The organism is Tabrizicola piscis, assembly GCF_003940805.1.
GTDB classification, from domain to species: Bacteria; Pseudomonadota; Alphaproteobacteria; order Rhodobacterales; family Rhodobacteraceae; genus Tabrizicola; species Tabrizicola piscis.
The window spans coordinates 54,831-69,444 of sequence record NZ_CP034329.1; the positions used below are offsets into that span (position 1 = coordinate 54,831).

A 14,614-nucleotide genomic window follows, 5' to 3' on the forward strand; every position below is an offset into this window, starting at 1 on the left:
ATTTCCATCACCACGAGGAAATCAGTGCGGCGTCGGGCCTATGGTCTGGCGTCGTTTCTGTTTCTGGGGATCCGGTCACTCGATCGTTTCGTGGGAGGGCGGTCGTTCATGTTCTCAGTAATGAACCTCTTCGTGTCCGTAGCTCCCTTCATAGTCGCGCCATTCGACGAAAACAGACCGGTGCCAATAGCTGCGACAGTCTGCCGGCACGGTGAGGTCTGAGGCGGTCGGCACCGCAGAAATGCTGCTCCGACGACGGCTGTAGTCGCCCTGAGCGCCATAGGTGCCCATGTACACGGCGCCCCAGCTGTTGCAGTCGCCGTCAGAGTTGCGTCTCTGCTGGTAGGTGATCTCGAACACGCGGATCGAGCGGACAAAGTCAAACGCCGGATCGGAGATATCGACATCTGCCCGATCCTGGACGAGCTGAGGTGCCCACGGCGTTTTCGGGACAGAGATGAGCGGGGCAGTCTCTCCGCGAACGGCGATGTCGAACAGGCGCTCGATCGGTTTGGCCTCGCCGCGGAAACTCGCCCGCATCGGGCAGTTCCAGATTTGCAGCGGTGGCTCGACCGGCCATGGCGTGATCCGGGCAATGAAGACGGTGCGGGCATGGGCGCATTCGGTCGAGGCTGGCCAGCCGCCTGCGAGGCAGAGAAGGATCGCGCAATCGACGGGGTAGGCTTGTGCCGGAGCCGCAACAGAAAGTGACATGGCGGTCGCTGCCAGGGCGGCCGCAGCTCGTAGTCTTGTCATGGGAGTTTCCTTGTGAAGATGCCGGGAGGGGAAGGGTAGGGGGACCTGATCTCACGCGGTCATCCGTCCGGGTCCTCGCCAAGAGCCTGGTAGTCGTGGATCGCGCGGTTGATCTCTTCGGACACCTGGGCTCGCGCGGCATCCAGACAGCGCAGATAGGTCTGCGCCTCATCGAAATAGGCCGTGAACTCCTGCCCGATCTCCACGCGATATTCCGCGCGCGTGGCAGCATCGGTCACCGGTGCAGGCGGGACCGGCGGCAAGCAGTCCAACGCCGTCGCACCTTGAGCGACGCCGCAGACAGGCATCGTGAACAGGGCGGCGGCGGCGAGGCAAGCGTGTCTGGAGCGGAGAAGGGGCATGCACGGTCCGCGGTTTCAAAACATGTGCATGAATTGCAAAACACCGCTATTGACGCAATAGGATTCTACCGCTAGGTGAGCGCCATGTTGTGCGACGACATGTTTCTCATCAGCGCAACATGCACTATGTTCTGCCGAAAGCGTGTTGCTTCGGAAGGTGCCAACCCATGAGGAACTTGACCCCGGTGATCTTGCAGGCCGGACTTAAGGAGGCCCTGACCGAAGGCGGCATCGTCGAAGCCCTCTGTGTCGAGGACGCAAAGAAGGTTCTCAATGTCTGGCAAGGCACCTGGCGCATCCAGTTGCGCCTTGGCGACCAGACGGCCCTTCTGGTGATCTCGCGCGGGCTCGAACCACGGGAGTTCAAGACCGTCACCGGTCTGATCTCTTTCGCGGTCGAGTTGGGTCTGACCACGGTCCCCGTTCCTTTGAAGAAGGGCGAGAAGGCGACCTGGACCCATGACGCAGCGGTGGAGCCCATTCCCTGATCTGACCCTCGGCGCAGGGCTGGCGCTTTGGCTCATTGCCGCACAAGGTGCCCTGGCCGAGGTCATTGATCTGGGGACAGGGGCAGAGGACTTGCGGGTTCGGGCCAGCGTTCTCGATCTTGGCAAAAAGCTTCCCAAACGCGGCGATCCGAACAACGCCGAGTTCACAGATGATGCTAAGACCGATGCAGCTGATGATGGTCTCGTTGTGCTCGCGTCCTATGGCACAACCCCGAAGGGCAGGGGTCCGCGTGGCACAGCCGAAATCGAGGATCTCGTACTCGACGTCGGCGACGACTACCTCCGCCATCCTGCGCTGAATGCGGCGGGGCTCTCCGGGACGGAATGGCTCGCACTCTTTCGGGCCAACATCGCCGTGGAATCTGCCTTCAATCCAGATGCGCGGTCGTCTGTCGGTGCCATCGGCTTGGGTCAGCTGATGCCAGGAACCGCCGATCTCCTCGGGGTCGATCCCCATGATCCGGAAGACAATCTGCACGGCTCAGCCCGCTATCTCCTCGCCCAGCTTGAAGACTTCGGCGCTGCAGATCTTGCTCTGGCCGCCTACAATGCCGGACCCGAAGCGGTCCGCGACTATGGCGGCATTCCCCCTTATGCCGAGACCGAGGGCCATGTGGCCAAGGTTTTGCGGCTGACCAACGCAACCCTCAGTTCGGAGTAACCCCCATGTTCCGCAATCTTTTTGGCGTGCGATTGCCGCGCCTGGCTTTGCACACCCTTTTGCTGGCGCTGCCCTTCGCGGCAATCCTCGCGGAGCCCGCTCTCGCGCAGAACCTCGACCCCTTGGAGAACATGCTGCAGGTCGTGGTGGACGGGCTGACCGGCCCGATCGGACGGCTGATCGCCATCCTTGCTGTCGTGGCTGCCGGCTACATGATGTTCACCGGCCGCCTGAACTGGCCCCTCTTCCTTGCGATCTTCTTCGGTGTGGTCCTCGTCTTCTCGGCCGCGACCATCATCGACGGCTTTGCGGCCCCCTAAGGCGGGATCGGCGACAGGCCGGGTGGCATCGCCCACTCGGCTTGGCCGCTCCCTCGGATGTTCCCCATGCATGACGCGCCCCTGTTTCTCGGCCTCACCCGGCCGCCGAAGATCTTCGGCCTTCCCATCGGCTACTTCGTGAGCCTGATGCTGGGCTCGGTCATCCCCTTCGTTGGGGCGAACGACTGGCGGTTTCTGCTGATCGGCGTCATCGGATATCCGGTCTTGTGGTTCGTCGCGGATCGCAACCCGAACCTCTTCGAGACCGTTGCGGTGGTCTTTTCCCGCACCCCGCGCACACGGGGCAAGTCGGCCTTTGGCGGAGATCGCCATGTCAGCTGACCTCAAATCCCTCTTCCCGGCCACCCCGGCGCTTCGATCTGTCTTGCGGCCTGAGGATCTCGCAGCCGAGACCTTCGCCCGGCACTTGCCCTGGCTGTCCGCACCTGCGGACAATCTGATCCTGACCCGGCAGGGTGACCTGATCGCCTCTGCCGTGGTCGAGGGGCAGGACAGTTTCACGACGGAAGAAGGGGACCTCTCACTCGCGACCACTTCGCTTGCGCGGCTGATCGGCCAGTTGGGCGAAGGCTTCGGGTTCCATGTCTCCAAGCTGACCCTGCCGGACGCACCCCAGCTGAAGCCCTTCGATGGTGAGGGCATCGGGGCCGAATTCGCGGCAATGGTCGATGCCCGATGGCAGGGACATCTTCGCGCCCGCACCCTGAAGCGGCGAGTGCTGGTGGTCTCGCTCATCCTTCGCCCCACAGTACTAAAACGTGTCCCTTTGATCGGCGCACTCTTCAAGGCAGCCTTCACAGGCGACCTCGGCCAGAGGATCGAGCGCCTGAATGAAGCGATGGGTCTTTTGGCCGGGGCCTGCCAGGGTCTGGGCTTCCGGCGGCTGACCGTTTCCTCCGGGGAATGGCTGGGTCTCCTTGGCGTCCTTCTTGGGCAGCCGATGGCCAAGGTGCTTCCGATGCGCGGCCAATTTCTTGCCGAGGCTGTCGCGTCATCGCAGATGATCTTTGCTGGCAAACGGGTGGAAATCGAAACCAGCGAAGGGATGCGTTTCGGGACGATTTTCGGCGTGAAATCCTATCCGGCCCGCACCTGGGCGCGGATGCTCGACGCGCTGGAACTGCCCTACGACATCGTCATCACCAACAGCTTCACCCCCGCGCGCAACAACGAAATCGAAGAGCGCATCAAGCGCACGGCACGCCAGATGCGTGCCTCTGAGGATGCCGCTGAAACCCTGCGTCAGGAACTGTATGAGGCCGCCGACAATGTCGCCTCAGGCCGACAAGTCTTCGGCAAACATCACCTGACGGTCATGGTCACGGCCGAGACCCCGGAACAGCTGGAGGAAGCCGCCTCCGAAGTCTGGCGCGCCGGACAGGATTGCGGGGCGACCCTCGTTCGTGAGAGTTTCGCCGCCCGCGCGGCCTGGTTCGCCCAGGCCCCGGGCAACTGGGCCTACCGCCCGCGCACCGCACTTCTGTCAGCCCAGAACTTCGCCCACCTCGCAGCGCTGCACCGGGTGACGGAAGGTCGCTCCAAGGCACAGTCGCCCTGGGGCGAGACGATCACGGCGCTGCCGACGGTGACCTCGAGCCTCTACCGCTTCAATTTCCACGATAAGGGCGAGCGCGGTGCCGAGCCGAGCGCCGGCCACACGCTGGTCTTGGGCCGCACCGGATCGGGCAAGACCCTTGGCACGGCCTTTCTGATGGCGCAGGCGCGGCGAGTGCATGCCCGCATCCTCGTCATCGACAAGGACCGGGGCCTCGAGATGGCCGTGCGCGCCTTGGGTGGCAGCTATTCTGCGATCCGGATCGGCGAGGCGACAGGCTTCAATCCGTTTCAGACCGAGACCGATGAGCGCGGGGCGGCCTGGCTCACCGACTGGCTTGGTGACATCCTTGCAGGGTCGCGCCCCTTCGAGACCGCCCAAACCGTCAGCCTGAACGCCGCCGTCCGTCAGATCGTTTCGGCCGATCCGCGGCTCAGGACTTTCGACGGCCTCGCAACCCTCGTCGCCTCGACAGACGACGAGGGCGATCTGGTGGGAAGGGTCCGGGAATGGGGGCAGGGGGGTCGGCATGGCTGGCTCTTCGGGCCCGGGGCCACATCCCAGATCAGCCTGTCCGAAGATGTGGTCGGCATCGACATGTCGGAGATCCTCGATCTCGGGACCGAGCGCTCAGCGCTTCTGGCCTACCTCTTCCGGCGCATCGAACGGGTGATCGAGGATCGCCGTCCGACCCTCATCGTCATCGATGAAGCCTGGAAGATGCTCGACGATCCGATCTTCGAGAAGCGCCTGCACGATTGGCTCGTCACGATGCGGAAGAAGAATGCCGTGGTGATGATGCTGACCCAGACTCCGACCCATCTGACCCGGGTCAAGGTCGGACAAATCATCGCGGAAAGCGTAGTGACCCAGCTTCTCTACCCGAACCCGCGCGCAAACCCCGAGGATTACCGGATCCTGCGGCTGAACGAGAAAGAGGCCGAGTTCCTCTGCACGCCCACGGGCGGCCTGCGCCTCGCCCTCCTGCGCTCGGCCGGAGACTCGGTCTTCGTGAACATGGATCTCGCGGCCCTCGGACCCGCGCTCGCCGTGCTTGGCGGCGGCCGATCCGGTGAAGACCGCGCGCCCTATGGCTGGCGCGACAACCCCGACTTCTGGAAGGACATGACGTGACCAGACGCAACCGCTTGATCCCCGCTTCCCTTCTCGGGCTCACCATCCTCTCCGCCTGCGCCGGTGTCGAGACGGGGGCCGTCTCCCCCTGCCACGGTCAGTTCCGGGCCGAGGGCAAATACTTCGCAGCGCACGAGCAAAGTGACGGCACGACGGTCGTCGTCTCGACGATGAACGCACCCGACACGACTTGCGCGAACTGAGACACCGCATGAGTCGCGCACCGCTCCTTCTCGGGCTTCTTCTCGGCACTGCGGTGCCTATGGGCCTCCTGGCCCAGGGCGTGCCGATCATCGATGGCTCGCGCTTGTCGAACTTCATCTCGCGTCTTGTCGAACAGGCTGAGGATGCGGTGAAGCAGGGGGAGAAACTCGCCACGCGCACGGAACTCAGCGAGATCGAAGACGACCAGCTGGCCGCCTATGAGCGTTTCCTCGCGGATACGACCGGCGTGACCGACCTCAGCGGCTTCGAGATGGGGACGGGAACCTTCCCTCCTGCCGACGAGGTATATCCCCTTGAGGAGACAAGCCCGGAAAGCCAGCGGCTCTTCGGGGAAGGTGAGACGGTTGAGGCGATGATCATCGCGACGGCGGCGCGCTATGAGACGCATCCCGGCGTCGTGAAGGTTGGGCTCACTCCGACGACCTGGCGCATTCTTTTCCAGTCGCTGGTGAAGCAGGAAAGCGGGTTTTCCAACGCGGCGATCAGCCCGGTCGGGGCCATGGGATTCTGCCAGTTGATGCCGGGCACTGCCGCCGATCTCGGCGTTGATCCGACCGACCCGCTGCAGAACCTCGATGGTGGCGCCCGCTATCTCGCGACCCAGCTCAACAGCTTCGGCCGGATCGACTTCGCGCTTGCGGCCTACAACGCAGGGCCCGGCAACGTCCAGAAATACGGTGGCATCCCTCCTTTCGAGGAAACCCAGAACTACGTCCGCCGGATCTCGGGCTACTATGACGCCTATCTTTCGGTGATCACCGGCGCGGACGTGACGGGCACGTTGGCGGGGGTGGAGGGTGCGAGTGCCGAATGGGGCAACATGTCCTCAGCCTTCATCGGCTATTCCGGCCAGCAGTCGGGGCAGATCGAGGCGGCCATGGCGCGGATCAAGGGGTTCCTTGAAGAGGCCAAGCCCCAGACCCCGAAAGAAGCGGTCGATCAGAACACCTACATGCTCGCCGAACGCGCGCGCCTTACGGCCCTGACGCTGCGGCTGCGCGCGGGTGCCGTCAAAGTCGAGGCGGCCCGTGGGCTCTCGGACGCCGCGCAATCCCTGCAATACACCACCTTCTGGGAGTACACTCCGTGAGACCTGCCGTCCTTCGAACGAGGGCGCGCCTCGCGCTCGCCGTCTGTGCATCGATCCTGGCATCACCTCTTCTGGCCCAAGGCGTGCCCGTCATCGACGGCACCAACCTTGCCAAGAACATCGAGCAGCTGCAGGCGGCACTTCGCGATGCCGAAAACCAGATCGCGCAGATCGAAGAATTGAAGAAGCAGGTCGAGACCGGTCTCGAGCAGCTGACCAACCTCGAAGGCATCCTCGGATCAATCTCGGGCCTGAACGAGATCGCGAGCCTTTACAATTCGGTGGAGGACCTGCGCTCACGGGCGGCCAAGATCACCGATCTCTCCGATTTCCAGGATGCGCTGACCATCGGGGATTTCGATGGGCTCCTGGACAGCCTTCTAGATGGCGATGTGACCATGGGCGACAAGATGGCCGCCGAATACATGCGCGACACGCTGGAAGGGGCCGGCCTAACCTCGGAAACCCTGGCCGGGCTGTCCTCCTCCGCCAATCCGCAGGACAAGCTCATCGCGACGACCGCAGCGACGAGTGCCACGGCCATGGGCGTGGCGCAGCTTTCCTACGAGGAAGCCGCCCAAAGCCTCGCGCGGATCGACGGTTTGGTGGCTGAAATCGCCAATCAGGAGGGCCTGAAGGAAAGCATCGACCTCAACACCCGGATGGCGGCCGAAACCAACTACATGCTCGGCCAGATGTGGCGGTTGAACGCAGCTGCGGGGCTGGCCGCCGGGCAGACGGGTGTGAACTGGGCCGCAGAGCAGGCCAAGGAAAAGAGCTTCTTCGACTATTCGGGGGCCGAATGATGCGGCGGGCTTCTCACCACGTCGCGGCGGTTGTTGTCATGGTCTGCTTTACCAGCTTCGCTGCTGCGCAAGACATCGCCACTTTCAGTGACGTTCAGCTGATCGAAGAAACCCGGGAAGCGGTAGGCGCGCAGGATGCGGAGACCGCGCTGGTCCTCCTGACCGAGATGCAGAGGCGCGGTACCGGCATCTTTGCTGCCGCTGACAGGCCTTCCTGCGAAGAGGTGATCGACCTGCCCGAGGGGATCACCGATTGGAAGTTCCGCGCAGTGGCTCGGCAGGCCTATTTTCGCGTAGCGATGTCGCGGCGGCTTGAAGAAGGCTCCTGCGCTTGCCTCTTCGACGGCTTCAGCTTCGACGCCTTCGTAACGGCCGCCTTGGGCAAGTCGACGGCAGAACTGACCGATGCAGACCGTCCGGCGCTGGAACGTATCCGCGATGAAGATCGGCGTGCAACCGAGGCGCGGTTTCGCGAGCTTGAGCAAAGCTGCCGGGCCAAGTGATCCATGGCCATCATCGCCGACATTCTGACCCAGGTCGATGCCGCCGCAACAGCGGTTGGCGCTACGGCATTTGATGCTGTGGCAGCCGAGATTGTGCCGGTCTTCCGGGTCGGGTCGGTCCTGGTGGTGGCTCTGATCGGGATCAATCTGATGGCACAAGCCGTGCCGATGACGCTGCGCAACGGGCTCGGCCTCATGGTTCGGATCACGGTTGCTTCGGCGTTCTTGTCGTCCTGGACCAACTTCAATTCGGTTTATGGCGTTCTGACCAACGCCCCGAGTGAAATCGGCGCGGTCGTGATGAACGCGTTTGGGGATGGGTCGGGCAATCTCTACGAGGGTCTGGATGCCCTCTATCTGCAAGCCCTCGATGTGGGTCAGGCGATCAGCCAGAACGGCAGCTACATCACCGGCGCCCTCGCGGGCCTCCTGATGTTTCTTGTGGCAGCCCTCATGGCAACCGTGTCGATCATCGTGATCTCGGCCGCGAAGATCATGATCGGCGTTCTCGTCATCTTCGCACCCGTCGCAATCGGCTGCACACTTTTCAAGGTCACCGCCCCGCTCTTTGACCGGTGGGTGAACCTTGCCCTCGGCTTTGCTCTTTATCCGATGCTGACGTCCGGCATGGCGGCCTTCACGATCTACATCGCGGAGGACCTCACCCCGGCCTCGCTCGCCTCGGTCGAAACCATCGGCGATGTCCTGAGCTTCGTGGTCGTCATGATGCTCGGAACTGGCCTCATGGCCATGGTGCCGACGATCGCGCAGTCGCTCGCGTCGACCGCGACCGGTCTTGGCAGCGTCGCAGCCTCGACCTTCCGTACCGCCGACAGCGTCAAGGGTTACGGACGCACCGGCATCGCGTCCGGGATCGGCGCAGGGCGGGGAGCGGCTGGATTGGATGCCGGCGGCCGCCGACCATCGGATGCACGTCTGAACGGCAATACCGCCGGACAGATCGGCAGGTCCGCCGTGCAGACGGCGATGCGACTCGCCAGCCGGACATCGGACAAAAGCTGATGCCCCAGAATTCGAGAAGTGGAGGACCGCCCATGGAGGCGCATGGATTTGATGTCGATCTCGTGCTGGAGCCCCGCCTCTCGGCCCGGCGCGCCTGGATTGTCGCGAGTGCCGCGGGCGGGCTGAGCCTGATCCTTGCAACCGCACTGGTCCTCGTCCTGCCTTTGCGGGAAACCCAGGTCTTCACCGTCCTCGTCGATCGGCAGACGGGTGACGCCGAAAACATCCTGCAGGTCGCCCCGACCGGGATCGAGGACCAGGAAGCGCTGAAGCAAAGCCTCCTCGTGGCTTACGTCTCAGATCGCGAAGGCTATTTCCTCGCGGGCATTCAAGCCCGGCTCGAAAGTGTCCAGCGCCGCTCGACCGGGAGTGCCGAAGAGAGCCTGCGGCTTCTTTGGTCGAAAGGCGGAGGCAACACGGCCTATCCGCCGGATGTCTACGGCCCCGGTGCGGAAGTCACGGTGACCGTGCGCCGGATCACCTTCCTTTCCCCGAACGTCGCCCAGATCCGTTTCCTGAAAACCCTGCGCAAGACAAAACAGGACCCGGTGACACAGCCCTTCGTCGCTACTGTCGAGTTCGCCTTCGAGCCGAAAACCGAACGCTCCCTAGCCCATGTCTGGGAAAACCCGCTCGGCTTCACCGTCTCGGCCTACCGCGTCGACGCCGAAACCCTGGAGACCAATCCATGACCCGTTCTCTTCTCCTCCCGGGACTTGCCTGCGCCTGCGCCCTCGGCTTCGCGACTATTACCTCCGCCGAAGTCGCCCCAGCATCGATGGGTGCCGACGCGCGCGTCCGGTCGGTCCTCTACAACCCCGTCGATGTCATCCGGCTCGACACGCATCTGCGCGTGAATACAGCCATCGAACTGGGCGCAGGCGAGCGGATCGACTCGGTTCTTCTCGGCGACAGTGAAGCCTTCGAGGTCGAGGTGCTCTCGAACCGGACCACGGTCTCGGTGAAACCCCTGATTGCAGGGGCCGAGACCAACATGACAATCTATACCGGGCGGCGCACGATCTCGCTGTCGATCGGCGAGGGCCGGTCCCACAACCCGACCTACCGGTTGGTCCTGCGTTATCCCGAGACCGGCACGAGCCGGGCGACCCGCAGCACCGTGGCCTCAGGGTCGCGCGACATCGGCTATGCCTGGTCGGGCGACGAGTCCCTGAAACCCGTCCATATCTGGAACGATGGGCAAGCGACGTACTTCGCCTTCGCCCCAGGCCTCCGGCCGTCGATCTTCGGTGTGGATGCGACGGGCCGCGAAGTGACGCTGAACTCCGGCACGCGAGGCAGCATCGTCCGCGTCTCCGGCCTGCGCTCCGCCTATTCGATCCGGATCGGCACGCAGGTTCTTTGCATCGAGCGGGTAGATGGCGGCGTGACCACCGATCTGGCCCTGCTCGCCAAGCTTCAGGGATGGGAATTCTGACATGGCTGATCCCGAGATGACCGATCCGAAGACGGGCGCCGAGCCGGAATACAAGGTCGAGCGACCCAAGCCGAAAATGACCCGGCAGCAGCGACTTGGCATGGGCGCACTCTTGGCCGGAGCCAGCCTTGCCGCGCTCTGGACGGTCTGGCCTTCCAGCCGCACAATCCCCGATGTGGAAACCTCAGCCGTCGAGGAATTCCAGGATCAGGCGGGCGGCTCGCCCTTCGGAGCGATTGAGCCGGGACCGGAAGCTAAGCCCTCAGGTGATGGGTTCTCAGACATCGAAGGGGAACTGGCCTCACAGCGCGAAGACCTCGAAGCGCGGAACGCCACACTCCAGTCCGAGGTTGAACGGCTGCAGCGCGAGTTGGGTGATCTTGCCGACAAGGCCGATGCCGAGAAGGACCAGACAGCCAAGGAACTGGCGCTCGCCCTAGAAGAGGCACAGTCGCAGAACATTGCTCTGATGGAGGACATGCGACGGCAGTTCGATCAGGAGATCGCCGTCCTGAAGGCAAGCGCCGACACTGCGGGTGCCGCGGAAGCCCAACGAGAGGCTGAGTTGGCGGCCAAGCGTGCCGAGCGCGAGGCGCAGCTTGCGGCCCGCGTGGCGTCACCTTCGGTCGTCTTCGACGATGGTCAAAAGGGTGGGGCAGGGGATGCCCGTATGGGGATGCCCGAGGCCCCAGCCGAGGGTCGAGATGCGACAGGTCGGGATTTCGTACAGTCGGGGCGCGAAGCCACCACCACGGAAGTGAGCCAGGTGATCGCCAATCCGTCAAACACCGTCCTGCAGGGCACGATGATTGAAGCAACGCTTGAGAATGCGGTCGACTCGAGCCTACCTGGCCAGATCACAGCGATCGTGACCCGGCCGGTCTGGTCCTTCGATCAGGCCCAGATCCTGATCCCCGCCGGCGCGCGCCTCTTCGGAGATTATTCCTCGGACGTGGCCATCGGCCAAGGCCGCATTCTTGTCGCCTGGACGCGGCTCGTCACTCCGGATGGGCAGTCCGTGCAGATGGAGGCTTTCGGTGGGGACGCCCAGGGTCGCTCCGGCATTACCGGCAAGGTCAACACGCGCTTCGGTGCCAGGTTCGGGTCGGCTGCGCTCATTTCCCTTCTCGGGGCCGCTCCCGCTGTCGCCGCCGCGAAATACACTGACGAGATCAGTTCCGACACGGCTGAGAGCATGGGCGAGGACCTGGGTACTGCCATGGGCTCCGCGGTCGAGGCCTATACGAGCCTGCCGCCGATCATCACCGTCGCCCCTGGGGCCGCGATCACGGTCATGGTCGACCGCGATCTGGAAATCTGGTGATGGATGATCGGCCGAGTTTCCTCGGCACCTACCTGACACCGATTGCACCCCTGTTTATGCGAGACGATCTGGTGGAGGTGGCAATCAACCCCGACGGAAAGGTCTGGATCGAGCGGAAGGGCGCGACGCACATGGAGCGGGTCGCGCATCTGTCCATCGATCGGATCCTGTCTAACAACCTTGGGCAGGCAATAGCTTCTGCCGTTGGCGTGCAGTTCTCCGACAAGAAGCCGACCGTTTCGGGAAAGATCGTCTGGGGCGATATGGCGATCCGGGCGCAGGTCGTGGCACCGCCGATCGTGGAAGGCGGGATGGCAATCACCTTCCGGCCATTCAAGCTTTCCGCCGATCAGCTGATCGAGCCGCGCCTCTTACACGGTTGTCTCATCGATCTCGACGCCAAACGTCGGGAAAGGGCAGGGGAGGCGATGAATCTGGCCGAGGCCGGGCAAGTTGTCGATGCCATGCGATTGTGCGTCGAGGAGCGCATGAACATCTTGATCGCCGGCGGGACTTCGACCGGCAAAACGACATTCGCGCGTTCCCTCTTGTCGATGGTGGACCCGAGGGAGCGGATCCTGACCATTGAGGATGCCTATGAACTCTTCCCCCGCCAGGAGAACGCTGTGGCGCTCAAGGCGGACCGCAGCGCGCAAGGCGAACGCACCCCGGCGCGGCTACTGGAAGCCTCGCTGCGGATGCGACCGGACCGGATCATCTTGGGCGAGCTGCGGGGCGAGGAAAGTCGCACTTTTCTCGAAGCGATCAACACTGGCCACGGCGGGTCATTTACGACCATCCATGCCGATACAGCGCGAAAAGCCATCGACCGGTTGGCGATAATGGTCATGGCCGCCGGGCTTGGCATGGGGTTCGAGGAGGTGAAGAGGTACTGCGAAGGGAGCGTGGACTTGGTGGTGCAGCTTTCGCGGCAGGACGGGCGGCGTGGGGTGGCGGAGATTCTCTGCTTTTGATAACGGCGCAGGGCTGAGACCCGCCCACCAGTGTGGGCTGTGACGTTCAGTTAATAAACACCCCTCAGACCCTTGCGGGCAGTTTCCGTTGGCTCTTTGCGCTCTTTGCAATCGCCTGAAACACCCGTGACGCCTCCCCGAAGACCTCGGCATCTGCACGCTCAGCGGACGCGGCCAAGCCCGACAGCTTCCCAACAGCAACTTGCCTGCTATCCGCTCCGCTGCCCCGTGTAGTCGGCAACGCCTTTCCCTTCCGCGCTCGATCAATCGGCCCAAAGTGCCGATCCTCGTAGTACCGGATGTGCCGCGCCCGGATCGGATACTGCCCCTCTGGCAGAACCAGAACTTCGTCCAGCGGAAACCGCAGCACCTCGTTCGCCGAAATCAACGGCCGCTCTTCCGACCGCCTGCTGACATTCGCGCTGTCTTCCAGCGCTCGCACCCGTGACTGGCTCTCAGTCACGGCTGTGATCGTGGAGCGCCCCAAGGCATTCGACAGAACCTCGGCCGTCCGGTCATCCTGCGGCGTCATGTAGATCTGCACGCCTGCGCCACCCTGCAGGGAGCGACGCCCGGTTTCGCCATAGATGTCATCGAGACCGGGGATGGTCTGGGAGATGATGAAGAACCGGCCGCCGAAGCTGCGGATGGTCTTGATGGACGAGAGGACGAGGGGCTGGCGTCCGAGTTGGTCAAACTCGTCCATCAGGAACGTGACAGCATGGTGTTCGTCCGGTCCCGGCTCGCGGCGCTGGAGGGAGGCGATGGCATCCGCGAAGAGAAGCCGGACGAGGGGGGCGAGAGTTTTCAGGTGCTCGGGCTGGACGACGATGTAGAGACTTTGGGGATCGCGCCGGAAGGTTGAGAAGTCGAAGTCGCTGGCTGAGGTCACTCTGTCAACCGCGGGGTCGTTCCAAAGTTCGAGACCGGATCCCTGGATGACGGACACATAGGCCCCGAGGGTTTTTTCCGGGACGTCGGCCATTTCGAGGAACGTGCGGGAAACGATTGGAATGTTCGTGGTCTCGGCGATTGCCGTGTAGCTCTTCTTCTTGTCTCCGCCTCCGGCCATGATCTCACCGGCAAAGCCCAAGGTCGGGCGGCGCTGTTCGATGGCGTAGAGGCATGAGGCGATGAAGAGCCGCTTGCCTGCATTGAAGAAGCTCTGAGCGCTTTCGCCTTCCGGGATGAGAAAGAGGTCGGCCATCGAGTTCAGCGCGGTGTACTGACGCTCGGCGGAGGGCAGGGCGGCGATACGGGCAAGCGGGTTGAAGCGGTGCGAACCACGGTCCTCATCGAAGGGCGAGAAGTACCAGATGCCGTTCTTCAGCCCGTGCTTGCGATGAATCGAGGTCTTCGCGAAGTTCTCGCCCTTGACGTCGAGGATGATCGCGGAGCCCGAAAAGTGCAGAAGGTTCGGGATGACGAAGCCGACGCCCTTCCCGCGGCCCGTGGGAGCGATCATCATCGCATGCGGGAAGCGGTCGGGCGGCGCCATCACAAACGGTGCGTCGGATTTCGGGAAGCCGAGCTTGCCGAAGATGAAACCGTTCTGATCGAGGGTTCCGACCATGTGGTTGCGCTTCAACTCGCGGCGCGACTGGAAATGTGCGTCGTCATACTGGTTGAGGCGGCCGCGATGTACCCCGGCTAATCCGACGAGAGTCAGGGCGACTGTGACGGCGCCGGTGATGATCAGTGCGCCCTGCAGGACCGAAGGCCGCGCAGCGAGATCTGCCCAGGCGTATCGAAGGAACCAAGGGCCTATGGGGCTCAGGGTGTCGAGGCTCTCCCGGAAGGCCGTGATCACATAGATCGTGGCAAGCATGCCGCCGATATAAAGACCGGTCAGCAGACCAAGAAGCAGCGCCAGCGGATACCGCCAGGCGGTGTCGAGATTCGAAAGCATAGGT

Annotated in this window: 17 protein-coding genes; 14 read left to right on the forward strand and 3 right to left on the reverse strand. The window is 63.4% G+C overall.

What is annotated here, in order from left to right:
* Positions 1–114: 114 nt before the first annotated feature.
* Positions 115–714, reverse strand: coding sequence for a hypothetical protein (locus EI545_RS20575; RefSeq protein WP_245990447.1), 600 nt, complete (start codon positions 712–714; stop codon positions 115–117).
* 101 nt (positions 715–815) lie between these two features.
* A complete protein-coding gene (locus tag EI545_RS20580) occupies positions 816–1,118 on the reverse strand; it encodes a hypothetical protein (RefSeq protein ID WP_125327829.1) in 303 nt (100 codons plus the stop codon).
* Positions 1,119–1,285: 167 nt separating this feature from the next.
* Here EI545_RS20580 and EI545_RS20585 point away from each other — a divergent pair, with 167 nt between their 5' ends.
* The 14 genes from EI545_RS20585 (at position 1,286) to EI545_RS20650 (ending at position 12,701) form a co-directional block, all read left to right on the forward strand.
* A complete protein-coding gene (locus EI545_RS20585) occupies positions 1,286–1,606 on the forward strand; it encodes a hypothetical protein (protein ID WP_125327830.1) in 321 nt (106 codons plus the stop codon).
* 91 nt (positions 1,607–1,697) lie between these two features.
* Positions 1,698–2,288 (forward strand): lytic transglycosylase domain-containing protein, encoded by a 591-nt coding sequence (locus EI545_RS20590; protein WP_245990450.1) that lies wholly within the window; start codon positions 1,698–1,700, stop codon positions 2,286–2,288.
* 5 nt (positions 2,289–2,293) lie between these two features.
* The gene (locus EI545_RS20595; protein WP_125327832.1) at positions 2,294–2,608 is read left to right on the forward strand and encodes a TrbC/VirB2 family protein; all 315 of its coding nucleotides are present in this window, start codon (positions 2,294–2,296) and stop codon (positions 2,606–2,608) included.
* A gap of 66 nt (positions 2,609–2,674) precedes the next feature.
* On the forward strand, positions 2,675–2,950 hold the full coding sequence (locus EI545_RS20600) for a VirB3 family type IV secretion system protein (RefSeq protein ID WP_125327833.1): 276 nt from the start codon (positions 2,675–2,677) through the stop codon (positions 2,948–2,950).
* Positions 2,940–5,318 carry a VirB4 family type IV secretion/conjugal transfer ATPase gene (locus EI545_RS20605; protein ID WP_125327834.1) on the forward strand — a complete coding sequence of 793 codons (2,379 nt, stop codon included), beginning with the start codon at positions 2,940–2,942 and terminating at the stop codon, positions 5,316–5,318. Before EI545_RS20600 ends, EI545_RS20605 begins: the two co-directional genes overlap by 11 nt.
* A complete protein-coding gene (locus tag EI545_RS20610; protein WP_125327835.1) occupies positions 5,315–5,521 on the forward strand; it encodes a hypothetical protein in 207 nt (68 codons plus the stop codon). Before EI545_RS20605 ends, EI545_RS20610 begins: the two co-directional genes overlap by 4 nt.
* An 8-nt stretch (positions 5,522–5,529) precedes the next feature.
* Positions 5,530–6,633, forward strand: coding sequence for a lytic transglycosylase domain-containing protein (locus EI545_RS20615; RefSeq protein ID WP_125327836.1), 1,104 nt, complete (start codon positions 5,530–5,532; stop codon positions 6,631–6,633).
* Between the two features lie 83 nt (positions 6,634–6,716).
* Positions 6,717–7,439, forward strand: a complete 723-nt coding sequence (locus tag EI545_RS20620; RefSeq protein WP_164517410.1) for a type IV secretion system protein — start codon at positions 6,717–6,719, stop codon at positions 7,437–7,439.
* The gene (locus EI545_RS20625) at positions 7,436–7,942 is read left to right on the forward strand and encodes a hypothetical protein (protein ID WP_125327838.1); all 507 of its coding nucleotides are present in this window, start codon (positions 7,436–7,438) and stop codon (positions 7,940–7,942) included. The genes EI545_RS20620 and EI545_RS20625 overlap by 4 nt, the downstream gene beginning before the upstream one ends.
* Positions 7,943–7,945: 3 nt before the next feature.
* Entirely contained in the window at positions 7,946–8,965 is a 1,020-nt protein-coding gene (locus EI545_RS20630; protein WP_125327839.1) for a TrbL/VirB6 family protein, read from the forward strand.
* Positions 8,966–8,997: 32 nt separating this feature from the next.
* Positions 8,998–9,657 (forward strand): VirB8 family type IV secretion system protein, encoded by a 660-nt coding sequence (locus EI545_RS20635; protein WP_164517411.1) that lies wholly within the window; start codon positions 8,998–9,000, stop codon positions 9,655–9,657.
* Positions 9,654–10,403: a TrbG/VirB9 family P-type conjugative transfer protein gene (locus tag EI545_RS20640; RefSeq protein WP_125327841.1), complete on the forward strand. Its 750-nt coding sequence runs from the start codon at positions 9,654–9,656 to the stop codon at positions 10,401–10,403. Before EI545_RS20635 ends, EI545_RS20640 begins: the two co-directional genes overlap by 4 nt.
* A gap of 1 nt (position 10,404) precedes the next feature.
* Positions 10,405–11,727 (forward strand): TrbI/VirB10 family protein, encoded by a 1,323-nt coding sequence (locus EI545_RS20645; RefSeq protein WP_125327842.1) that lies wholly within the window; start codon positions 10,405–10,407, stop codon positions 11,725–11,727.
* Positions 11,727–12,701, forward strand: coding sequence for an ATPase, T2SS/T4P/T4SS family (locus EI545_RS20650; RefSeq protein ID WP_125327843.1), 975 nt, complete (start codon positions 11,727–11,729; stop codon positions 12,699–12,701). The genes EI545_RS20645 and EI545_RS20650 overlap by 1 nt, the downstream gene beginning before the upstream one ends.
* A 64-nt stretch (positions 12,702–12,765) precedes the next feature.
* On the opposite strand, the gene EI545_RS20655 is transcribed toward EI545_RS20650, so the two are convergent.
* Positions 12,766–14,610 (reverse strand): type IV secretory system conjugative DNA transfer family protein, encoded by a 1,845-nt coding sequence (locus EI545_RS20655; RefSeq protein ID WP_164517412.1) that lies wholly within the window; start codon positions 14,608–14,610, stop codon positions 12,766–12,768.
* Positions 14,611–14,614 lie beyond the last annotated feature (4 nt).

Bases quoted from the DNA above. Each gene is read 5' to 3' on its own strand.
- EI545_RS20575 (WP_245990447.1), bottom strand. From the start codon at position 714: ATGTCACTTTCTGTTGCGGCTCCGGCACAAGCCTACCCCGTCGATTGC.
- EI545_RS20580 (WP_125327829.1), bottom strand. From the start codon at position 1,118: ATGCCCCTTCTCCGCTCCAGACACGCTTGCCTCGCCGCCGCCGCCCTG.
- EI545_RS20585 (WP_125327830.1), top strand. From the start codon at position 1,286: ATGAGGAACTTGACCCCGGTGATCTTGCAGGCCGGACTTAAGGAGGCC.
- EI545_RS20595 (WP_125327832.1), top strand. From the start codon at position 2,294: ATGTTCCGCAATCTTTTTGGCGTGCGATTGCCGCGCCTGGCTTTGCAC.
- EI545_RS20600 (WP_125327833.1), top strand. From the start codon at position 2,675: ATGCATGACGCGCCCCTGTTTCTCGGCCTCACCCGGCCGCCGAAGATC.
- EI545_RS20605 (WP_125327834.1), top strand. From the start codon at position 2,940: ATGTCAGCTGACCTCAAATCCCTCTTCCCGGCCACCCCGGCGCTTCGA.
- EI545_RS20615 (WP_125327836.1), top strand. From the start codon at position 5,530: ATGAGTCGCGCACCGCTCCTTCTCGGGCTTCTTCTCGGCACTGCGGTG.
- EI545_RS20625 (WP_125327838.1), top strand. From the start codon at position 7,436: ATGATGCGGCGGGCTTCTCACCACGTCGCGGCGGTTGTTGTCATGGTC.
- EI545_RS20630 (WP_125327839.1), top strand. From the start codon at position 7,946: ATGGCCATCATCGCCGACATTCTGACCCAGGTCGATGCCGCCGCAACA.
- EI545_RS20635 (WP_164517411.1), top strand. From the start codon at position 8,998: ATGGAGGCGCATGGATTTGATGTCGATCTCGTGCTGGAGCCCCGCCTC.
- EI545_RS20640 (WP_125327841.1), top strand. From the start codon at position 9,654: ATGACCCGTTCTCTTCTCCTCCCGGGACTTGCCTGCGCCTGCGCCCTC.
- EI545_RS20645 (WP_125327842.1), top strand. From the start codon at position 10,405: ATGGCTGATCCCGAGATGACCGATCCGAAGACGGGCGCCGAGCCGGAA.
- EI545_RS20650 (WP_125327843.1), top strand. From the start codon at position 11,727: ATGGATGATCGGCCGAGTTTCCTCGGCACCTACCTGACACCGATTGCA.
- EI545_RS20655 (WP_164517412.1), bottom strand. From the start codon at position 14,610: ATGCTTTCGAATCTCGACACCGCCTGGCGGTATCCGCTGGCGCTGCTT.